Origin of the sequence: Arthrobacter sp. Ld5, assembly GCF_051172775.1 — a bacterium.
Taxonomy (GTDB): domain Bacteria; phylum Actinomycetota; class Actinomycetes; order Actinomycetales; family Micrococcaceae; genus Arthrobacter_D.
In genome coordinates, this window is sequence record NZ_JBPKBO010000024.1 from 637,668 (window position 1) to 660,442 (window position 22,775).

The window sequence follows — 22,775 nt, forward strand, 5'->3', positions numbered from 1 at the left end:
CTGTCATAGGGTGACGGAGTGCCCGAGATGAATCCCCAGCATCCCGCCCCGGCCGAGGTCGGCGTCGTGGTCGTCGCCGCAGGCTCCGGGCAACGCCTGGGCCACGGCATCCCCAAGGCCCGTGTCCTCTGCGGCGGACGCACCCTTCTGGACCACGCCCTCGATGCCGTGCGTGGATCCGGCACCGCCGCCGCGGTCGTCGTCGTGCTCCCCGAGGACGACGACGTCCTGGCCGCCGTCGTCACGGAGGCAGCCGGTCGGACCACGGCAGGGCCGCACCCCCCGGTCCGCGTCTCGGCCGTCGCCGGAGGTGCCACCCGCACGGAATCGGTACGGGCCGGACTCGACGCCCTGCCTCCGACGGTCCGCATCGTCCTCGTCCACGACGCTGCACGGGCGCTCACACCCCCCGCCGTCTTCCGGCGGGTCGCCACCGCCGTCGCCGACGGTGCACCGGCGGTCATCCCCGTCCTGCCGGTGGTCGACACGATCAAGGTCGTCGACGGTGACCTCGTCACCGCCACCCCCGATCGCGCCGCGCTGCGGGCCGTCCAGACACCCCAGGGGTTCGACGCCGACACGCTGCGCGCAGCCCACTCCGGCGCCGCCGCAGCACACCCCGGCATCACGGACGACGCCATGCTCATGGAGGCACTGGGCCACGCGGTTCACGTGGTCGAGGGGGATCCCCTGGCGTTCAAGGTCACCACACCGCTCGACCTCGTCATCGCCGAAGCGGTCCTCGCACAGAGGGCTGCACCCAGCGCGGAACGGTCCGGCCGGGCCCCGAGCGCTCCGCACCAGGGGCCTGACCCGGCCACCGATCCGACCACCAGCAGGAGCAGCCGTGTACCTGAGTGAGCACCTCCACCTTCCCCGCACCGGGATCGGCGTCGACGTCCACGCCTATGCGCAGGAGGCCGGGACCGGGGACCCGGCCACCCCGCTGTGGCTCGCCGGCCTCCTGTGGGAGGGCGAACGCGGACTGTCCGGACACTCCGACGGCGACGTGGTGGCCCATGCGGCCGCCGACGCCCTGTTCTCGGCGGCCGGTGTCGGGGACCTCGGGACGCACTTCGGCACCGACCGCCCGGAATACGCGGGGGCCTCGGGCCACACGCTCCTGGCTGCCGCCGCAGCGATCGTGCGGACGGCGGGGTTCGACATCGGCAACATCGCCGTGCAGCTCATCGGCAACCGCCCGAAGTTCGGACCGCGCCGGGCCGAGGCGGAGGCCGTGCTGTCCGACGCCGCGCAGGCACCCGTGAGCATCTCGGCCACCACCACCGACGGCCTCGGCCTCACGGGAAGGGGCGAGGGGGTCGCCGCCATCGCGACCGCCGTCGTCGTCCGGTCCCGTGCCGGGGCGATGCCGCCGTCGCCGGAGGACTGACCCCACCGCCGGGTAATCTGGACCGGTGAGCCTGCGATTCTATGACACCGCCCGCGCCGAGGTGCGCCCCTTCGAACCCCTCGAACCGGGCAGGGCGAGTCTCTACTACTGCGGCGCCACCGTGCAGGGCATGCCCCACGTCGGTCATGTCCGCTCCGCCATCGCCTTCGACCAGCTCACGCGCTGGCTCGAGGCGCGCGGGCTGCGCGTCACCGTCGTGCGGAACGTGACCGACATCGACGACAAGATCCTCGCCCGGTCCCAGGACTCCTTCCGTCCGGGGGCGACGGAGGAGGACCCGTCCCTGCTGCCGGAGGAACCCTGGTGGGCGCTGGCCTTCCGCTTCGAGCAGGAGTTCCAGCGGGCGTACTCCGCGCTCGGCGTCCGCCCTCCCACCTACGAGCCGCGCGCCACCGGCCACATCCCCGAGATGCACGCGCTCATCCAGCGCCTCGTCGACCGTGGCCACGCCTACCCGGCACCGGACGGCTCCGGCGACGTCTACTTCGACGTCCGCTCCTGGCCCGCCTACGGCAGCCTGACCCGCCAGGACATCGACGACATGCAGGCGGCCCCCGACGCCGATCCGCGGGGCAAGAAGGATCCGCGCGACTTCGCGCTGTGGAAGGGGTCCAAGGAGTCCGACCCGCCCACGGCGTCCTGGCCGAGCCCGTGGGGTGCGGGCCGGCCCGGCTGGCACCTCGAATGCTCGAGCATGGTGACCAGGTACCTCGGTACGGAGTTCGACATCCACGGCGGCGGACTGGACCTGCGCTTCCCGCACCACGAGAACGAGATGGCGCAGTCGCAGGCCGCAGGCCACCCGTTCGCCCGCTTCTGGATGCACAACGGGATGGTCACCTACCGGGGGGAGAAGATGTCGAAGTCGATCGGCAACACCGTCAGCCCGCAGGAGATGATCGACGCCGCCGGCCCCCGCGTGGTGCGGTACTACCTCGGCCAGGCGCACTACCGCTCCGTGCTGGACTACCGGGAGACCTCGCTGCAGGAGGCCGCCGCCGCCGTGGCCCGCATCGACGGATTCATTGCGAAGGCCTCCGCCCGCGTGGGCGCCCCGGACCGCGGGACGGACCCGTCGGCCGACCTCCCCGCAGCCTTCGTGGAGGCGATGGACGACGACCTCAACGTGCCCCAGGCCCTCGCCGTGCTCCACACCACGGTGCGTTCCGGCAACACCCGCCTCGCCGGGGGGGACGACGACGCCGTGCGCGCCGATCTCGCCGCCGTCGTCGCGATGACCGGCGTGCTCGGGCTCGACGACGCCGGGGCCCCCGTCGCGGCAGGGGATACGGCGGCAGCCTCGGCGCTGGCCGCCCTCGTGGGCGACCGCATCGCCGAACGGAGCGCCGCCCGCACCGCTCGCGACTGGGCGCGGGCGGACAGCATCCGCGATGCGCTGGCCGCCGCCGGGATCACGCTCGAGGACTCCGCCGACGGCGTCACCTGGTCGCTGTCGGGCGCCTGAGCGGAAGCTCCGCGACGCCGTCGGACGCCGTCCCGGCGGTGTCGACGGGACGCGTGCCGAGGCAGTCGACTCGCTCCGCGTAAACTGGAGTCGATTCTTCTTCTATATAAAGGTGTTGTTCCATGGCCAGTCACGGACGTCCAGGCGCGGTTCGCAAAACGAAAAAGGGCCCCACCATCGGCACCGGCGGCCACGGACGCAAGTCGCTCGAGGGCAAGGGCCCCACGCCCAAGGCGGAGGACCGCCCGTACCACAAGTCGTACAAGAACAAGGAGCTGGCCGAGCGGTCGGCGGCGAAGCGGGCCGGCGGCAAGAGCGCCGGCACCGGCCGCACGAAGGGCAAGGCGGCCGAGGAGGTCGTCACGGGCCGCAACTCGGTCGTCGAGGCGCTCCGCGCCGGCATCCCGGCGAAGGCGCTGCACGTCGCCATCCGCATCGAGATGGACGACCGCGTACGCGAGTCCCTCAAGATGGCGGCCGAGCGCGGCATCCCCGTCATGGAGACGGGCAAGCCCGAACTGGACCGCATGACCGACGGGGCGGCGCACCAGGGCCTCATGCTGCAGATCCCGCCCTACGAGTACGCCGACGCGCTCGACCTCGTCGACGAGACCATCGAGCGGTACCGGCGAGGACACATCGGCAATGCCCCGCTCTTCGTCGCCCTGGACGGCATCACGGATCCCCGCAACCTCGGCGCCATCATCCGTTCGGCATCGGCCTTCAGCAGCCACGGCGTGATCGTCCCCGAACGCCGCGCGGTCGGCGTGACGGCGTCGGCGTGGAAGACCAGTGCCGGTGCCGCCGTCCGCGTGCCCGTCGCACGCGTCGGGAACCTGAACTCCGCGCTGAAGTCCCTCAAGGCCAAGGGCATCTTCGTCCTCGGGCTCGACGGCGACGGCGACGTCTCCCTTCCGGAGCTGGCCCTCGGCCGCGACCCCATCTGCATCGTCGTCGGCTCGGAGGGCAAGGGCCTGTCCCGGCTGGTGCGCGAGAACTGCGACCAGATCGTGTCCATCCCGATCGAGTCCGCCATGGAATCCCTCAATGCATCGATGGCGGTGGGGATCACGCTGTACGAGGTCTCGCGCCAGCGTTCCGCCTGACCCGCGATGGTGAATCACGCCCGGTCGCCCCGCCCGTCGCGTGAGTTCCCGCTGGGACTCCACGCCATCACCGGGCCCCAGGGACGGGATGCCCACGCCAACGCCGCGGTGTGGGCGCCGGCCATCCCCTCGATCGACGTGCACTGGCGGCGCACGGACGGGACCTGGACCTCGGAGACACTGGTGGGACTCGACGGCGGCGTCCACCACGGCGTGGTGGGCCCGGTCTCCCCGGGGTCCCTGTACGCCTTCTGGCCCACCGGGGAGGTGCTGCCGGGAACGGTGGGCCAGGCGCAGTTGCTCCTGGATCCCTACTCCCGGGCGATCGAGGTCGTCGACACGCCGCCCGAAGCGGACGAGCCGACGTCACGGTCCTACTACTCCGTGTTCCTCGAGCACGCCTTCGACTGGGGTCCGAGCGAGCGGCCCCACACCCCATGGCGGGACACCGTCATCTACGAAGCCCACGTCAAGGGACTCACGAAGCTCCACCCGGACATCCCCGAGGAGCTGCGGGGTACCTATGCAGGGCTTGGGCACCCGGTCATGATCGCCTACCTCCGCGACCTCGGGGTGACCGCCGTCGAGCTCCTCCCCATCCATTTCCACCTCGACGAGCCGCACCTCGAACCGCTGGGACTCGCCAACTACTGGGGGTACAACACGCTCGGGTTCTTCTCGGCGCACACCGACTACGCGACGGCCGCCGCACGGGCCGCCGGCCCCGCCGCCGTGCTCGACGAGTTCAAGGGCATGGTGCGCGCGCTCCACGAGGCCGGACTCGAGGTGATCCTCGACGTCGTGTACAACCACACGGCGGAGGGCGAGCAGCACCGGCCGGCCCTCTGCTGGCGCGGACTGGGCGATCTCGACTACTACCGGCACGACCACGCCGGGCACTACGTGGACACGACCGGCTGCGGCAACAGCCTGGACTTCTCCCAGCCCCGGGTCGTCGAGTTCGCACTGGACTCCCTGCGCTACTGGGTGGAGGAGTGCCAGGTGGACGGGTTCCGGTTCGACCTCGCGGTCACCCTGTCCCGCGACGAGCACAACGCCTTCACCCCCCGGCACCCCTTCCTGGTCGCTGCCGGCGCCTCCAAGGCGCTCCGCGGGACGAAGCTCATCGCCGAGCCGTGGGACATCGGCCCGGACGGCTGGCAGACCGGGCGGTTCCCCGTGGGGTGGGCCGACTGGAACGACGGCTTCCGCGATACCGTGCGCGATTTCTGGCTCCGCGACATCGCCGCGCTGACGCACGGCGGCACCGGGTCCTCGCCCGCCCGTCTCGCGGGCTGCCTCGCCGGCTCGGCGGACACCTTCGCGCACTCCGGTCGCAGCGCCCTCGCCTCCGTCAACCTGGTCACCGCCCACGACGGGTTCACGCTCGCGGACCTGACGGCGTACGAGCGCAAGCACAACGAGGCCAACGGCGAGGGCAACCGCGACGGCCACAACGACAACCGCAGCTACAACCACGGCGTGGAGGGTCGCACGGAGGACGAGGGGGTCCTCGCGGCCCGGGAGCGGGCGGCCCGCAATGTCATGGCCTCGCTGCTCATCTCGCTGGGCGTCCCCATGCTCACGGCCGGCGACGAGTTCGGCCGCACCCAGGCCGGGAACAACAACGCGTACTGCCAGGACAACGAACTCGCCTGGGTGCACTGGCCCGACGACGCCGCGTCCCGGCGCCTGCTCGGCTCGACACGCACGCTGCTCGCCATCCGGCGGGCCTTCCTGGCCGAGCAGCCGCCGTCCTTCCCGTCCCGCGGCGACCAGTCGACGCTGCTGTGGTTCAACGCCGCCGGGCTCCCCATGACCGCGCAGGAGTGGGAGGATCCCCGGACCAGGACCGTGCAGCTGATCCTCGGCTCGGTCGGCGGGACGGTCAACGGGCTCGTGGTGATCAACGGCTCGCTCGAGGAGACCCGCATCCACCTGCCCTCGGCGTGGATCCTGCAGCAGCAGGGCGTGGCACGGGAGCAGCCCCGCACGTTCCGGCCGGTGTTCGACTCCGCCTCCCGCGAACCGGTATCCGGCCGCGCAGGGCTGCGGTCGGGCGAGGCGGACGCCGTCGCCGCGGACTCGGTCCGTATCTACCGCTGCTGACATCCCCCACGGGGGAGGCAGCGGCACGTCGCGGGCAGGCGCGCGCCCGACCGTTCGACAGCCGCGGACGACGGCGGGTCCTGACACCCGGACAGCAAAGAGCCCGGGACCCCGACGAGGTCCCGGGCTCCTGCGCGGTCAGGCGTTGACGACGAGACCCAGCTCCGCCTTCGTGGCGAGGGTCGCGTGCTTCGGCAGCACTCGTACCGTGTAGCCGAAGGAGCCGGAGTGGTCGATCCTGATGCCGCCCCTGAACAGGTAGCGGCCGCTGCCGAGATTCTCGGCGACGTCCAGGTCCCGTACCGTGACGTGGCTCAGTTCGTCGGTCTCGAGAGCACGGCCGTAGGCCACCTCGACGGCGACGTCGTCCGGATCGAGCCCTCCCAGGGAGACATAGGCGTCGACCGTCAGCGAGTCACCGATCTGCGGGTCCTCCGTGACTCCGGACGAGTCCACGTGCTCCACCTGGACCGCCGGCCAGCTGCCCTGGACGCGGGAGCGCCACGCGGCGGTCCTCTTCGCGAGCGAGTAGTTCTCGGCCGCTGCGGCGCGGCCGGCTCGGCAGGCCGGCCGGTACAGCTTCTCCACGTAGTCCTGCAGCATGCGCTCGGCCGACACCGCGGGGCCGAGGGTCGCCATGGTGTGCTTGATCATCGCGATCCACTGGTGCGGGACCCCATCACGAGACGGCTCCGACGGGCCGGCGGCCCCGGCGCCCTCGGCCGGCACCTGAGAGTAGAAGCGCGGCGCCACCTGCGTCTCCAGGAGGTCGTACAGTGCGGCCGCCTCGATGTCGTCGCGTTCGTCGGCGGAGGCTCCGTTGTTGGCCGTCGGGATGGCCCAGCCGTTGTCGCCGTCGTACATCTCGTCCCACCAGCCGTCCAGCACGGACAGGTTGAGGCCGCCGTTGATGGCGGCCTTCATGCCCGAGGTGCCGCAGGCCTCCAGGGGTCGCAGCGGGTTGTTCAGCCAGACGTCGCAACCGGGGAACAGGGTACGGGCCATCGCGATGTCGTAGTTGGGCAGGAACACGATCCGGTGGCGGACCGCGGGGTCATCGGTGAAACGGACCAGGTCCTGGATCATCCGCTTGCCCTGCTCGTCCGCCGGGTGCGACTTCCCCGCGATCACGAGCTGGATGGGATGCTCCGGGTGGAGGAGCAGGGCCTTCAGGCGGGCCGGGTCGCGCAGCATGAGGGTGAGGCGCTTGTAGGTCGGCACGCGGCGGGCGAAACCGATCGTGAGGACGTCCGGGTCCAGCACCGAATCGGTCCAGTTCAACGCGGCGTCGGCCGCACCCCGCTTCTTCCACGAGGAGCGCAGGCGCTGGCGCACGTCGTCGACGAGGTTGGAGCGGAGGTTCCGGCGCAGCGCCCAGACGTCGGTGTCCGGCACGTCGTACACCCTGGTCCACTGCGGGTCGAGGACGGACTCGGCCCCGAAGCTGGTGCGGGCGAAGTCCGCGATCTGCGGGTCCACCCAGGTCGGCACGTGCACGCCGTTGGTCACCGACGTGATGGGCACCTCCTGGGTATCGAACCCCGGCCACAGCCCCGAGAACATGCCCCGCGACACCTCGCCGTGCAGTTTCGCCACACCGTTGGCGCGCTGGGCGAGGCGGAGTCCCATGACCGCCATGTTGAACTTCGAGCGGTCGCCGTCGTCGTAGTTCTCCGCGCCGAGGGCGAGGACGCGGTCCGTGGGGACGGAGGGGGCGAGACCCGCGTGGAAGAAGTGCTCGATCTGCGCGCGGTCGAACCGGTCGATGCCGGCCGGCACCGGGGTGTGCGTGGTGAAGACGGTCGACGCCCGGCCGGCCGTGAGCGCCTCCTCCCAACTCATGGGGGACTCGTTGGAGGGGTCCATGAGTTCGCGGATGCGTTCGATGCCGAGGAAGCCGGCGTGGCCCTCGTTGGTGTGGAACACCTCGGGAGCAGGCGTGCCGGTGAGTCGCTCGAAGATGCGCAGCGCCTTCACGCCGCCCATGCCGAGGAGCAGTTCCTGCTGCAGCCGCTGGTCGCCGCCGCCACCGTAGAGGCGATCGGTCACGTTGCGTGCCGCTTCGTCGTTGCCCGGCACGTTGGAGTCGAGGAGCAGCAGGGGGACGCGGCCCACGTCGGCTCGCCAGATGTGCGCGGAGAGCTGACGGCCGTTGGGCAGTGGGAGCACGACCCGCGCGGCGGAGCCGTCCTGCTCGCGGAGCAGGGTCAGGGGCAGCCCGTCCGGATCGAGGACCGGGTAGGTCTCCTGCTGCCAGGCGTCCTGCGACAGGGACTGCTTGAAGTAGCCGGACTGGTAGAGCAGGCCGACGCCGATGAGGGGGATGCCGAGATCGGAGGCGGATTTCAGGTGGTCGCCGGCCAGGATGCCGAGGCCGCCGGAGTACTGGGGGAGGACGGCGCTGATTCCGTACTCGGGGGAGAAATAGGCGATGCTGCGCGGGGCGTCGTCGCCGAGACCCTGGTACCAGCGCGGTTTCGTCAGGTAGTCGTCGAGGTCGGCCCCCACTTCCTGGATGCGCCGGACGAGCGCCTCGTCGTCGGCAAGCCGCTCGAGTTTCTCCCTCGTGACGGAGCCGAGGAAGGACACCGGATCGTGGCCGCTCTCCTCCCAGGCCGCGCGGTCGATCTCCTCGAACAGGCGCGAGGTCGGCAAATGCCACGACCAGCGCAGATTGCCGGCGAGTTTGCCGAGCGGTGCGATCTTCTCGGGGAGGACGGTTCGGACGGTAAATCTGCGGATTGCCTTCACCCCGGTTACGCTAGCGCACTCGCCGAACGGTATGGCCGAAGCGTTGCGCAATCGCCCGGCCGACATGTTATTCGTGCGGATGTTACGCAAAGCTCCCTTAGCAATTCGGCCCATTACTCGCTAACGTCATACGGGTGACCACTCCTACCGACCAGAACCGAAATGCCCCTTATCCCGAAGGACTGCGGTTCGGCCGCATCCCGATCACCGCGGTCAGTCCCGTCGTCGAGGACGGGCGTTTCCCGGCCAAGGCTCTTCCCGGCTCGGACATCGCCGTGGGCGCCACCGTCTTCAGGGAAGGACACGACCAGCTGGGTGTCTCGGCGGTCCTGTACGACCCCCGGGGCAAGGAGGTGCAGCGGATCCGGATGACCCCGGTCGGTTCGGGGCTGGACCGCTGGGCCGGCATCCTGACCCCGCGCACCAAGGGCCTGCACACCTTCACCATCGAGGGCTGGTCCGACCTCTTCGGGACGTGGGAGCACGACGCGACCATCAAGATCGCAGCCGGCGTCGACGTCGAGCTGATGCTGATGGAGGGCTCCGCCCTCTTCACCCGCGCCGCAGGGGAGCGCACCGCACGCGACGCTGCCCTCTTCCGGCGCACCGCCGCGACCCTCGCCGACACCTCCCTGCCCGTCGACGCGCGCCTCGCCGCGGGCCTGACGCCCCAGATCCACGAGGCGATCGCCCGCCAGCCCATCCGCTCGCTGGTCACCGCATCGCGCGCCTACCCGATCGACGTCGAGCGGGAGCTCGCCGGCCGCGCCGCCTGGTACGAGTTCTTCCCCCGGTCGGAAGGCGCCACCTACGATCCCGAGACCGCGCAGTGGACCTCCGGCACGTTCCGGGAGGCCGCGAAGCGCCTGGACGCCGTGGCCGCCATGAATTTCGACGTCGTCTACCTGCCGCCGATCCACCCGATCGGCCACACGCACCGCAAGGGCCCGAACAACACGCTCACGGCCGGCCCCGGGGACCCGGGCTCACCCTGGGCGATCGGGTCCGCGGACGGTGGCCATGACGCCATCCACCCCGACCTCGGCACCTTCGAGGACTTCGACGCCTTCGTCGCACGGGCCGGTGAGCTCGGCCTCGAGGTGGCCCTCGACCTCGCTCTGCAGGCCGCGCCCGACCACCCCTGGGTCACGGCCCACCCCGAGTGGTTCACGACGCGCGTCGACGGGACCATCGCCTACGCGGAGAACCCCCCGAAGAAGTACCAGGACATCTACCCCATCAACTTCGACAACGACCCCCAGGGCCTGTCGAAGGAGATCCTGCGGATCGTCCTCATGTGGGTCCAGCACGGCGTCAAGATCTTCCGTGTGGACAATCCGCACACCAAGCCCGTGCAGTTCTGGGAGTGGCTCATCGCCAAGGTGAACAAGAAGCACCCCGACGTCATCTTCCTCGCCGAGGCCTTCACGCGTCCGCCCATGATGCACGCGCTGGGCCGCGCCGGGTTCCAGCAGTCCTACTCCTACTTCACCTGGCGCAACACCAAGACGGAACTCGAGGAGTACTTCACGGAGATCAGCCAGGTCTCGCCGGCGTACTTCCGGCCCAACTTCTTCGTCAACACCCCGGACATCCTGACCGAGTACCTCCAGTACGGCGGTCCGGCCGCCTTCAAGATCAGGGCAGTGCTCGCCTCCATGGCGAGTCCCCTGTGGGGTGTCTACTCCGGCTACGAGCTCTTCGAGCACGTGGCCCGGCCGGGCGCCGAGGAGTACATCGACAACGAGAAGTTCCAGTACCGTCCGCGGAACTACGCCGCCGCCGAGGCCGAGGGCCGCTCCCTGGCCCCGTTCATCACCAGGCTCAACGCCATCCGCCGCGCGCACCCGGCGCTCGGGGACCTCGAGAACCTCTCGATCCACCGGAGCACCGACCCGGCCACGCTGGTCTTCGTCAAGCACAAGCAGACCGCCGAGGGCAAGGACACCATCATCGTCGTCGTCAACGTCGATCCGCACAGCACCCGCGAGAGTACGGTGTCGCTCGATCTGGCAAAATTGGGCCTCGATGCGGCCGACGTCGACGAGAGCGGTACGTTCCTGGTGGACGACCTCATCACAGGACAGACCTTCGCCTGGGGCGAGCACAACTACGTCCGGCTGGACGCCCACGTGGAACCGGCCCACATTCTCTCAATCAGGAGGCAGCACTAGTGCCCAACCCCTTCCAGCTCAACGCACCTGGACTGGCCCACGACCCCCTCTGGTACCGCAAGGCGGTCTTCTACGAGGCTCTCGTGCGCGGTTTCGCCGATGCGAACGGGGACGGCTCGGGTGACCTGTCCGGTCTGATCGAGAAGCTGGACTACCTCCAGTGGCTCGGCGTCGACTGCCTCTGGCTGCCGCCCTTCTTCAAGTCCCCGCTGCGCGACGGCGGGTACGACATCTCGGACTACTACGACGTCCTGGACGAATTCGGCTCCCTCAGCGACTTCAAGCGGCTCGTGGCCGAGGCGCACGCACGCGGCGTCAGGGTCATCATCGACCTGCCCGTGAACCACACCTCCGACCAGCACCACTGGTTCCAGGAATCCCGCCGCGACCCGGAGGGGCCGTACGGGGACTTCTACGTCTGGAGCGACACCGACGAGAAGTACGAGGACGCGCGGATCATCTTCGTCGACACCGAGGAGTCCAACTGGACGTTCGACCCGGTGCGGCGACAGTTCTTCTGGCACCGCTTCTTCAGCCACCAGCCGGACCTCAACTTCGAGAACCCCAAGGTGCAGGAGGCCATCTTCGACGTCGTGAAGTTCTGGCTCGACCAGGGCATCGACGGGTTCCGCGCGGACGCCATCCCCTACCTGTTCGAGGAGGAGGGCACCAACTGCGAGAACCTCCCGAAGACGCACGAGTTCCTGAAGCGGCTCCGTGCCATGGTCGACGAGACCTACCCGGGCCGCGTCATCATCGCCGAGGCGAACCAGATGCCGGACGAGGTCGTCGAGTACTTCGGTGACGGCGACGGCCCGGAGTGCCACATGGCGTTCCACTTCCCGATCATGCCGCGGCTCTTCTACGCGCTGCGTGACCAGAAGGCCGCGCCGATCATCGAGACGATGAAGGACACCCCCGACATCCCGGCCGGGGCACAGTGGGGCACGTTCCTCCGCAACCATGACGAGCTCACGCTCGAGATGGTCACCAGCGAGGAACGCGAGGCCATGCTGGGCTGGTACGCACCGGATCCCCGCATGCGGGCGAACGTCGGCATCCGCCGTCGCCTGTCCCCGCTGCTCGACAACTCACGCGCCGAGGTGGAACTCATCCATTCGCTCCTGCTGTCCCTTCCGGGCAGCCCGTTCCTCTACTACGGGGACGAGATCGGCATGGGCGACAACATCTGGCTCGAGGACCGCGACGCGTCGCGCACGCCGATGCAGTGGAACCCGGACCGCAACGCGGGCTTCTCCCCGGTGGATCCGGGCAAGCTGTACCTGCCCGTCGTCCAGTCCCTCGTCTACCACTACAACCACGTGAACGTCGAAGCCCAGATGGCCACCTCCAGCTCCCTGCTGCACTGGGTGCGCCAGATGCTCGCGGTACGCAAGGCGCACCCGGCGTTCGGGCTGGGCTCCTACCGGCACGTGGCCGTCGAGTCCGAGCACGTGCTCGCCTTCCTCCGGGAGATCGACGAGAGCAACGCCGAGGGCGAGCAGGCCGAGTCCGTCCTGTGCGTCTTCAACCTCTCGCAGCACCCGGTCGCGGCGAGGATGCGCCTGCCAGAGTTCGCGGGCCGCGGCCTGCGGGACCTCTTCGGCGGCTCGATCTTCCCGGCGTTCGGCGAGGACGGGGAGGTCACCCTGACGCTCGGCAGCCACGACTTCTTCTGGCTCCGCGTCCGCTCCGCCAGCTCCAACACCTCCTCGCCGCACACCCAGTCCATCCCGGTGATCCCCGTACCGGAGCCGGCCCAGTGACGGCGGCGCACACACCGTTCATCCCCGAGATCCTCACGGCGTGGCTTCCCACGCAGCGGTGGTTCCCGGCACGGGGGCAGTCGGTCGACCTGACGGTCGTCGGCGGCACGGTCCTCGAGGACCCGACCGGCGCGGCCGGCTTCGAGGTGCACTTCCTCGCCGTCGATTCGGGACGCCGCACCGACGTCGTCAGCGTACCCATCAGCTATCGGAGCGAACCGCTCGACGACGCCGCAGCCGGCCTCATCGGTCAGGTGGAGCACCCCGACCTGGGGCCACGATGGGCCTACGACGCGACGCACGACGCCGCCTTCGTGCGCCTCTGGGTGGACTTCATGCTCCGCGCCGGGAGCACCCCGGACGGTCGCCTGAACGGCGTCGCCATCAAGGCGCCGGCCCACCAGGAAACCGGGGCCGTCCAGCCCGTCAAGGTCCTGCAGGGCGAGCAGTCGAACACCTCGGTGATCTACGGGTCCGGCCCCGGCTCCATGATCGTGAAGTTCTTCCGCGTGCTCGCGGCCGGCGACAGCCCCGACGTCGTGCTCAGCGCCCAGCTCACGGCGGGCGGTTCCACCGACACACCGGACACCTTCAGCTGGGTGACGGGCACCTGGCAGCACGCGGACGCCGCCCCGGGCCACCACGTCACGGGGCATGTGAGCGTGCTGCGTGACTTCGTCGAGGGAAGCACCGACGCCTGGCGCACCGCGTCCCTCGCCGCGTCCAGCGGCATCGACTTCAGCGCGGAGGCCCGCGGACTCGGACAGGCCGTCGCGAGGATCCACCGGCAGCTCGACGCCGCCTTCGGCCACCGCACGGCGACCGACGGCGAGAAGAAGGACTTCAGGGAGGCCCTCGCCACGCGCATCCGCTGGGCCTGGGAGGAAGCCGGCACCGCCGTCGGACCGCTCGGCGCCGAGGTCGAGCGCATCATCGGCGCCGTGGAGACGCTCGGGGACATCCCGCCCCTGCAGCGGATCCACGCGGACCTGCACCTCGGCCAGGTCCTCCAGGCGCCGGACGGCACCTGGCTCGTCATCGACTTCGAGGGTGAGCCCCTGCGCCCCACGGCGGAGCGGAGCGTGCCGGACGTGCCGCTGCGCGACGTCGTCGGCATGGTCCGCTCGCTCGAATACGCTGCGGCCTCCCGCGGTGCCGCGCCGATCGGCTCGCCCGAGGCCGTCGAGGCGGAGCAGTGGTCGGACGGCGCCCGCGCGGCCTTCCTGGCGGGCTACGCGGAGGAAGCCGGAGCGCCCGTCGACACGGACGGCCCGCTCTTCCGTGCGCTCTGGCTGGACAAGGCCCTGTACGAAGTCGTCTACGAGATCCGCAACAGACCGGACTGGGTCGAGATGCCCGTCCGGGATGTCCGACGCGCGCTGGGTGCACAGCCCGGCGCGGACGCCACGAAAGCAGCTGACATGAACCCTCCCAAGAAAGCCGGCCCCCGCAAGGGTGCGGGCAAGGAAACCCTCGCGGACAAGGCGGCGAAGACCGTCACCGGAACCGCGAAAGCGGTAGCCGACAAGGCGAAGAGCGCGACGGCCGAACTCGCCGACAGGGCGAAGGATGCGACGTCGGAGACGAAGAGCGCGTCGCCAGCCCCGGCAGTCGACCTCACGCCAGCGGCGGTCGACGCGAGCGTGCTGCAGCAGGTCTCCGAGGGCTCCTACCACCAGCCCCACGCCGTGCTCGGCGCCCACCTGAACAGCGACGACGTCGTCACCATCCGGACGCTGCGCCGCCTCGCCCGGTCCGTCACCGTCGTCACTGGAACCGGCCGGACGGAACTGACGCACGAGCACAACGGCATCTGGGTCGGCACGCTGGAGGCCGAGACCCCGGGTCACGTCCCCGACTACCGGCTCGAAGTGGACTACGACGGCGACCCCATCACGGTCGACGACCCGTACCGGTTCCTGCCGACCCTCGGCGAGATCGACATGCACCTCATCGGTGAGGGCCGGCACGAGACCCTGTGGACCGCGCTCGGTGCGCACGTGCGCCGCTACTCGTCCGTCCTCGGCGACATCCAGGGCGTGTCCTTCTCGGTCTGGGCCCCGAACGCCCGCGCGGTGCGCGTCATGGGCGATTTCAACGGCTGGGACGGCAGCGTCAATGCGATGCGCGTCCTGGGTAGCACAGGGATCTGGGAGCTCTTCGTCCCAGGTGCCGGTGCCGGCACCTGCTACAAGTTCGAGATCCTCGGCAGCGACGGGCAGTGGCGCCAGAAGGCCGACCCGATGGCTCGCGGCACCGAGATCCCGCCCCTCACCGGCTCGAAGGTCGTCGAGTCGACCTACGTCTTCGGTGACGACGAGTGGATGCAGGAGCGCGCGGCCACCGATCCGCACAACGGGCCGATGAGCGTCTACGAGGTGCACCTGGGCTCCTGGCGCCAGGGGCTCGGCTACCGGGAACTGGCCGACCAGCTCGTCGAGTACGTCTCCTGGCAGGGCTTCACCCACGTGGAACTCATGCCGGTCGCCGAGCACCCGTTCGGCGGGTCGTGGGGATACCAGGTCACCTCCTACTTCGCACCGACGTCCCGTTTCGGTTCGCCCGACGACTTCAAGTACCTCGTCGACAAGCTCCACCAGGCGGGTATCGGCGTCATCATGGATTGGGTCCCAGCCCACTTCCCCAAGGACGAATGGGCACTGGCCAAGTTCGACGGCGGGACCCTGTACGAGCACGGCGATCCCTTCCTCGGCGAGCACCGGGACTGGGGAACGCTCATCTTCGACTTCGGTCGCCGTGAGGTCCGCAACTTCCTCGTCGCGAACGCCCTCTACTGGCTCGAGGAGTTCCACATCGACGGCCTCCGGGTCGACGCCGTCGCGTCGATGCTGTACCTGAACTACTCCCGGGAGGAAGGCCAGTGGCGTCCGAACAAGTTCGGCGGCCAGGAGAACCTCGAAGCCATCTCCTTCCTGCAGGAGGTCAATGCGACCGCCTACAAGAGGGCGCCGGGAATCGTCATGGTGGCCGAGGAATCGACGGCCTTCGACGGCGTCACCCGGGCGACCAGCGCCGGGGGTCTGGGGTTCGGCATCAAGTGGAACATGGGCTGGATGCACGACACCCTCGAGTACATCTCCGAGGACCCGATCAACCGGATGCACCATCACGGCAAGGCGACGTTCTCCATGGTGTACGCCTACACGGAGAACTTCATGCTGCCCATCAGCCATGACGAGGTCGTCCACGGCAAGGGATCCCTGTTGCGCAAGATGCCGGGTGATCGGTGGCAGCAGCTGGCGAACGTCCGCGCCTACCTCGCGTTCCAGTGGGCGCACCCCGGCAAGCAGCTGATCTTCATGGGCACCGAGTTCGCGCAGGAATCCGAGTGGGCCGAGCAGCACAGCCTCGACTGGTGGCTCACCGAGACCCCGTCCCACAAGGGTGTCCAGCAACTCGTCCGGTCCCTGAACGCCGTCTACCGCGAGACTCCGGCATTGTTCGCCCGCGACAACGAGCCCGCCGGCTTCCAGTGGATCGACGAGAACGACGGCGAGCACAACACGCTGTCCTTCATCCGCTGGGATCACCAGGGCAATCCCCTCGTCTGCATCGCGAACTTCGCCGGCGGTCCGCACGAAGGGTTCCGCGTGGGGCTTCCCTGGGCCGGGGAGTGGACCGAGGTGCTCAACACCGACTCCGAGGAGTTCGGCGGCTCGGGCGTCGGAAACTCAGGGATGGTGACGGCCCGCGAGGGAGCGCACAACGGGCAGCCCGCCTACGGGGACGTCCGCGTCCCGCCGCTCGGAGTGCTGTACCTGAAGCCCGCGACCACCTGACCTGCGCCACCCGGGCAGCGGCGGACCCCGAGCGGGGTCCGTCGCTGCTTTTGCATCCGGTCCGCGCCGGTGCTATCGTTTAGATCCGCGCCGGGGAAGTAATCTGGTCGGCCGACAACCTCAGAACCAAGGCTCAAGCCCTGTCCTCACGGACCGGCGTGAAGAGCGGAGATCATGAGAATCGGCGGATTTGCGGTTACGGGGTCGGTGCGGGTAAGCTTGAAAAGTTGCTCCGGAGCGAGGACATGACGGTTTGGTCGTGTGTGGTGCCGGTTGTTCCTGTTGTTTGAGAACTCAATAGTGTGCCAAGTTTGTTGATACCGATTGTTTTTTGATTGGTTGAATTTGCTGGTTGCCGCACCCCGTGTGGTGGCTGGTTTTTTTGGCTGGTTTCGAACGGTTGTTCCTGTTGTTTGAGAACTCAATAGTGTGCCAAGTTTGTTGATACCGATTGTTTTTTGATTGGTTGAATTTGCTGGTTGCCGCACCCCGTGTGGTGGCTGGTTTTTTTGGCTGGTTTCGAATTTTGTGCAGCAGTGTCGCCCGTTTTCCCGGGTGGTGTTGTTGTGTCTGTAATGCATTTACGGAGAGTTTGATCCTGGCTCAGGATGAACGCTGGCGGCGTGCTTAACACATGCAAGTCGAACGATGAAGCCAGCTTGCTGGTGGATTAGTGGCGAACGGGTGAGTAACACGTGAGTAACCTGCCCTTGACTCTGGGATAAGCCTGGGAAACCGGGTCTAATACTGGATACGACCTTCCCGCGCATGCGGTGTTGGTGGAAAGCTTTTGCGGTTTTGGATGGACTCGCGGCCTATCAGCTTGTTGGTGGGGTAATGGCCTACCAAGGCGACGACGGGTAGCCGGCCTGAGAGGGTGACCGGCCACACTGGGACTGAGACACGGCCCAGACTCCTACGGGAGGCAGCAGTGGGGAATATTGCACAATGGGCGCAAGCCTGATGCAGCGACGCCGCGTGAGGGATGAAGGCCTTCGGGTTGTAAACCTCTTTCAGTAGGGAAGAAGCCGGTCCTTCGGGGTTGGTGACGGTACCTGCAGAAGAAGCGCCGGCTAACTACGTGCCAGCAGCCGCGGTAATACGTAGGGCGCAAGCGTTATCCGGAATTATTGGGCGTAAAGAGCTCGTAGGCGGTTTGTCGCGTCTGCCGTGAAAGTCCGGGGCTTAACTCCGGATCTGCGGTGGGTACGGGCAGACTAGAGTGCAGTAGGGGAGACTGGAATTCCTGGTGTAGCGGTGAAATGCGCAGATATCAGGAGGAACACCGATGGCGAAGGCAGGTCTCTGGGCTGTAACTGACGCTGAGGAGCGAAAGCATGGGGAGCGAACAGGATTAGATACCCTGGTAGTCCATGCCGTAAACGTTGGGCACTAGGTGTGGGGGACATTCCACGTTTTCCGCGCCGTAGCTAACGCATTAAGTGCCCCGCCTGGGGAGTACGGCCGCAAGGCTAAAACTCAAAGGAATTGACGGGGGCCCGCACAAGCGGCGGAGCATGCGGATTAATTCGATGCAACGCGAAGAACCTTACCAAGGCTTGACATGAACCGGAATGATGCAGAGATGTGTCAGCCACTTGTGGCCGGTTTACAGGTGGTGCATGGTTGTCGTCAGCTCGTGTCGTGAGATGTTGGGTTAAGTCCCGCAACGAGCGCAACCCTCGTTCCATGTTGCCAGCGGGTTATGCCGGGGACTCATGGGAGACTGCCGGGGTCAACTCGGAGGAAGGTGGGGACGACGTCAAATCATCATGCCCCTTATGTCTTGGGCTTCACGCATGCTACAATGGCCGGTACAAAGGGTTGCGATACTGTGAGGTGGAGCTAATCCCAAAAAGCCGGTCTCAGTTCGGATTGAGGTCTGCAACTCGACCTCATGAAGTTGGAGTCGCTAGTAATCGCAGATCAGCAACGCTGCGGTGAATACGTTCCCGGGCCTTGTACACACCGCCCGTCAAGTCACGAAAGTTGGTAACACCCGAAGCCGGTGGCCTAACCCCTTGTGGGAGGGAGCCGTCGAAGGTGGGACCGGCGATTGGGACTAAGTCGTAACAAGGTAGCCGTACCGGAAGGTGCGGCTGGATCACCTCCTTTCTAAGGAGCGCCTCGAATCGTTGGCCTCGTCCTCTGTGGTGGGGGTGATGGTTCGCAGGAGTCAGCCCATAGCGCGGGCGTTTGTTCCGCGGTGGGTGCTCATGGGTGGAATATCAATGGATAGGTGCCTGGATGGTGCCTGCTGGTGTGAGTACGTTCCCTGGTCTCTTCGGAGGTGGGGGTTCTGGAAAGCGTGTCCGGTGGGGGTTGTCCGGGTTGACTGTTTGGCACACTGTTGGGTCCTGAGATAACAGGGCTTCATGCGGTTCTCTGGGTGGTCCTGGTGCGGGTTGTTGTCCGTGGTCGGGGGTGTCTGGGGGGTGTGTGGGGTCGGGTTGTTTCTGGTGTTCCCGCGCATGCCGGGTCTGTCTCCTGTTGGGGGTGGGGTCGGGTGTGTTGGGGTTGTTGGTTGAGAACTGCATAGTGGACGCGAGCATCTTAAAAAGAAGCAATTTCTAAGATAAATCTGGTTTCGATGCATGGGCTTCGCGGGGTTCGTCCTTGTGGGGTGTGTGTGTTCGGGCCTGGTTTTCTCGATATGTTTTTGATCGTGAGTGGTCAAGTTTTTAAGGGCACACGGTGGATGCCTTGGCATCAGGAGCCGAAGAAGGACGTGGGAATCTGCGATAAGCCTGGGGGAGTTGATAACCGAACTTTGATCCCAGGATGTCCGAATGGGGAAACCCCGCCCGGCGCGCGAGTGACCGGGTGACCCGTATCTGAACACATAGGGTACGTGGAGGGAACGTGGGGAAGTGAAACATCTCAGTACCCACAGGAAGAGAAAACAATAGTGATTCCGTCAGTAGTGGCGAGCGAACGCGGATCAGGCTAAACCAGTGGTGTGTGATAGCCGGCGGGCGTTGCATCACTGGGGTTGTGGGACTTTCCGTTCCAGTTCTGCCGGACTGGTGAAATGAGTGCGTGCGTATAGGTGAACGGGTTTGAAAGCCCGGCCGGAGAGGGTGTGAGTCCCGTAACCGTAATGCGTGACGCCGTTTGGAGAGGATCCCAAGTAGCACGGGGCCCGAGAAATCCCGTGCGAATCTGCCAGGACCACCTGGTAAGCCTAAATACTCCCTGATGACCGATAGCGGACCAGTACCGTGAGGGAAAGGTGAAAAGTACCCCGGGAGGGGAGTGAAACAGTACCTGAAACCGTGTGCCTACAAACCGTCGGAGCAGACTTGTTTCTGTGACGGCGTGCCTTTTGAAGAATGAGCCTGCGAGTTAGTGTTACGTCGCGAGGTTAACCCGTGTGGGGAAGCCGTAGCGAAAGCGAGTCTGAATAGGGCGTTGCAGTGGCGTGATCTAGACCCGAAGCGAAGTGATCTACCCATGGCCAGGTTGAAGCGACGGTAAGACGTCGTGGAGGACCGAACCCACTTCAGTTGAAAATGGAGGGGATGAGCTGTGGGTAGGGGTGAAAGGCCAATCAAACTTCGTGATAGCTGGTTCTCCCCGAAATGCATTTAGGTGCAGCGTTGCGTGTTTCTTACCGGAGGTAGAGCTACTGGATGGCTAATGGGCCCTACAAGGTTACTGACGTCAGCCAAACTCCGAATGCCGGTAAGTGAGAGCGCAGCAGTGAGACTGTGGGGGATAAGCTTCATAGTCGAGAGGGAAACAGCCCAGACCACCAACTAAGGCCCCTAAGCGTGTGCTAAGTGGGAAAGGATGTGGAGTTGCCCAGACAACCAGGAGGTTGGCTTAGAAGCAGCCACCCTTGAAAGAGTGCGTAATAGCTCACTGGTCAAGTGATTCCGCGCCGACAATGTAGCGGGGCTCAAGTACACCGCCGAAGTTGTGGCATTCACATGGATCCCAAGCCGGAGACTTGTTCTCCTGAGTTCAGGGGTGTGGATGGGTAGGGGAGCGTCGTGTGGGCAGTGAAGTCGCGGTGTAAACCAGCGGTGGAGCCTACACGAGTGAGAATGCAGGCATGAGTAGCGAAAGACGGGTGAGAAACCCGTCCGCCGAATGATCAAGGGTTCCAGGGTCAAGCTAATCTGCCCTGGGTAAGTCGGGACCTAAGGCGAGGCCGACAGGCGTAGTCGATGGACAACGGGTTGATATTCCCGTACCGGCGAAGAACCGCCAATACTGATCGAGGGATACTAACCGCCAGAAGCATGACCGCCCACCCTTGTGGTGACGTGGTTTTTTGTGGATCGCGGGACCTGATCTCGGGAGGTAAGCGTATTAACAGGTGTGACGCAGGAAGGTAGCCAAGCCGGGCGATGGTTGTCCCGGTCTAAGGATGTAGGGCAGAACGTAGGCAAATCCGCGTTCTTGTGTTCGATCACGGGCCTGAGATCTGATGGGACCCCCGTATGGGGGAATTTGGTGATCCTATGCTGCCGAGAAAAGCATCGGCGCGAGGTTCCAGCCGCCCGTACCCCAAACCGACACAGGTGATCAGGTAGAGAATACTAAGGCGATCGAGAGAATTATGGTTAAGGAACTCGGCAAAATGCCCCCGTAACTTCGGGAGAAGGGGGGCCCCAACCGTGATGGCGACTAGCTTGCCGGAGCGGATCAGGGCCGCAGAGACCAGGGGGAAGCGACTGTTTACTAAAAACACAGGTCCGTGCGAAGTCGCAAGACGATGTATACGGACTGACTCCTGCCCGGTGCTGGAAGGTTAAGAGGACCGGTTAGTTTCACGCTTGCGTGGGACGAAGCTGGGAATTTAAGCCCCAGTAAACGGCGGTGGTAACTATAACCATCCTAAGGTAGCGAAATTCCTTGTCGGGTAAGTTCCGACCTGCACGAATGGAGTAACGACTTCCCCGCTGTCTCAACCATAAACTCGGCGAAATTGCAGTACGAGTAAAGATGCTCGTTACGCGCAGCAGGACGGAAAGACCCCGAGACCTTCACTATAGTTTGGTATTGGTGTTCGGTGTGGCTTGTGTAGGATAGGTGGGAGACTGTGAAGCGTGGACGCCAGTTCACGTGGAGTCATCGTTGAAATACCACTCTGGTCACTCTGGATATCTAACTTCGGCCCGTAATCCGGGTCAGGGACAGTGCCTGATGGGTAGTTTAACTGGGGCGGTTGCCTCCTAAAAAGTAACGGAGGCGCCCAAAGGTTCCCTCAGCCTGGTTGGCAATCAGGTGGCGAGTGTAAGTGCACAAGGGAGCTTGACTGTGAGAGAGACATCTCAAGCAGGGACGAAAGTCGGGACTAGTGATCCGGCGGCACATTGTGGAATGGCCGTCGCTCAACGGATAAAAGGTACCTCGGGGATAACAGGCTGATCTTGCCCAAGAGTCCATATCGACGGCATGGTTTGGCACCTCGATGTCGGCTCGTCGCATCCTGGGGCTGGAGTAGGTCCCAAGGGTTGGGCTGTTCGCCCATTAAAGCGGTACGCGAGCTGGGTTTAGAACGTCGTGAGACAGTTCGGTCCCTATCCGCTGCGCGCGCAGGAAATTTGAGAAGGGCTGTCCTTAGTACGAGAGGACCGGGACGGACGAACCTCTGGTGTGTCAGTTGTACTGCCAAGTGCACCGCTGATTAGCTACGTTCGGATGGGATAACCGCTGAAAGCATCTAAGCGGGAAGCCTGCTTCAAGATGAGATTTCCATACACCAAGAGTGTGAGAGGCCCCCAGCCAGACCACTGGGTTGATAGGCCGGATGTGGAAGCAGGGACGAAAGACCTGTGAAGCTGACCGGTACTAATAAGCCGATAACTTACACCACACACCCACCCCCACCACCGGCGACCCCCAGGGCCGCCACCAGTGATAAGGGGAGGGTGCACGACAAAATGCGACGCGTCCACTATGCGGTTCCCGACCAACAACCGGAACCACAACAAAATACAGGTACATCCAGCACAACTGGCATGTAACCCCACAGATTTACCGGCACCCACCCACCCCCATCCGGGGTCCGGGCAGGGTGCGCCAGGTAGCAAGGGTTACGGCGGTCATAGCGTGGGGGAAACGCCCGGTCCCATTCCGAACCCGGAAGCTAAGACCCACAGCGCCGATGGTACTGCACCCGAGAGAGTGTGGGAGAGTAGGACACCGCCGGACAACCATTCAACGGAAAGACCCCACC

At 66.1% G+C, this 22,775-nt stretch carries 10 protein-coding genes and 3 rRNA genes; 11 read left to right on the forward strand and 2 right to left on the reverse strand.

All coding sequences use genetic code 11. The annotated features are described in order from the left end of the window. Nucleotides 1-27 precede the first annotated feature (27 nt). From ispD to glgX, 5 genes are all read left to right on the forward strand, one after another. Entirely contained in the window at nt 28-861 is an 834-nt protein-coding gene (ispD, locus tag ACSGDB_RS15995; RefSeq protein ID WP_434996007.1) for a 2-C-methyl-D-erythritol 4-phosphate cytidylyltransferase, read from the forward strand. After that, nucleotides 848-1,393, forward strand: a complete 546-nt coding sequence (ispF, locus tag ACSGDB_RS16000) for a 2-C-methyl-D-erythritol 2,4-cyclodiphosphate synthase (protein WP_434995967.1) — start codon at nt 848-850, stop codon at nt 1,391-1,393. Before ispD ends, ispF begins: the two co-directional genes overlap by 14 nt. Nucleotides 1,394-1,418: 25 nt before the next feature. Then, nucleotides 1,419-2,879 (forward strand): cysteine--tRNA ligase, encoded by a 1,461-nt coding sequence (gene cysS / locus ACSGDB_RS16005; RefSeq protein ID WP_434995968.1) that lies wholly within the window; start codon nt 1,419-1,421, stop codon nt 2,877-2,879. Between the two features lie 122 nt (nt 2,880-3,001). Continuing rightward, a complete protein-coding gene (rlmB, locus tag ACSGDB_RS16010) occupies nt 3,002-3,985 on the forward strand; it encodes a 23S rRNA (guanosine(2251)-2'-O)-methyltransferase RlmB (protein ID WP_434995970.1) in 984 nt (327 codons plus the stop codon). Between the two features lie 6 nt (nt 3,986-3,991). Further along, nucleotides 3,992-6,094 carry a glycogen debranching protein GlgX gene (gene glgX, locus ACSGDB_RS16015; protein WP_434995971.1) on the forward strand — a complete coding sequence of 701 codons (2,103 nt, stop codon included), beginning with the start codon at nt 3,992-3,994 and terminating at the stop codon, nt 6,092-6,094. Between the two features lie 138 nt (nt 6,095-6,232). On the opposite strand, the gene glgP is transcribed toward glgX, so the two are convergent. Continuing rightward, entirely contained in the window at nt 6,233-8,845 is a 2,613-nt protein-coding gene (gene glgP, locus ACSGDB_RS16020; RefSeq protein WP_434995972.1) for an alpha-glucan family phosphorylase, read from the reverse strand. A gap of 134 nt (nt 8,846-8,979) precedes the next feature. Between glgP and ACSGDB_RS16025 the strand changes: the two genes are divergently transcribed. From ACSGDB_RS16025 to glgB, 3 genes are read left to right on the forward strand one after another with little or no spacing between them, the layout of a single operon-like run. Then, the gene (locus ACSGDB_RS16025; protein WP_434995973.1) at nt 8,980-11,019 is read left to right on the forward strand and encodes an alpha-1,4-glucan--maltose-1-phosphate maltosyltransferase; all 2,040 of its coding nucleotides are present in this window, start codon (nt 8,980-8,982) and stop codon (nt 11,017-11,019) included. Further along, nucleotides 11,019-12,785 carry a maltose alpha-D-glucosyltransferase gene (treS, locus tag ACSGDB_RS16030; protein WP_434995975.1) on the forward strand — a complete coding sequence of 589 codons (1,767 nt, stop codon included), beginning with the start codon at nt 11,019-11,021 and terminating at the stop codon, nt 12,783-12,785. Before ACSGDB_RS16025 ends, treS begins: the two co-directional genes overlap by 1 nt. Next, complete coding sequence (glgB, locus tag ACSGDB_RS16035; protein WP_434995977.1) at nt 12,782-16,585, forward strand: 1,4-alpha-glucan branching protein GlgB; 3,804 nt, start codon at nt 12,782-12,784, stop codon at nt 16,583-16,585. Before treS ends, glgB begins: the two co-directional genes overlap by 4 nt. A 146-nt stretch (nt 16,586-16,731) precedes the next feature. On the opposite strand, the gene ACSGDB_RS16040 is transcribed toward glgB, so the two are convergent. After that, nucleotides 16,732-17,166, reverse strand: a complete 435-nt coding sequence (locus ACSGDB_RS16040) for a hypothetical protein (RefSeq protein WP_434995978.1) — start codon at nt 17,164-17,166, stop codon at nt 16,732-16,734. Here ACSGDB_RS16040 and ACSGDB_RS16045 point away from each other — a divergent pair. From ACSGDB_RS16045 to rrf, 3 genes are all read left to right on the forward strand, one after another. Further along, nucleotides 17,166-18,700 (forward strand): 16S ribosomal RNA (locus ACSGDB_RS16045). The genes ACSGDB_RS16040 and ACSGDB_RS16045 overlap by 1 nt on opposite strands. Before the next feature lie 556 nt (nt 18,701-19,256). Further along, nucleotides 19,257-22,412 (forward strand): 23S ribosomal RNA (locus tag ACSGDB_RS16050). A gap of 221 nt (nt 22,413-22,633) precedes the next feature. Beyond that, a 5S ribosomal RNA gene (gene rrf, locus ACSGDB_RS16055) occupies nt 22,634-22,750 on the forward strand. Together the 16S, 23S and 5S rRNA genes form the textbook arrangement of a ribosomal RNA operon. The last annotated feature ends 25 nt before the right edge of the window (nt 22,751-22,775 follow it).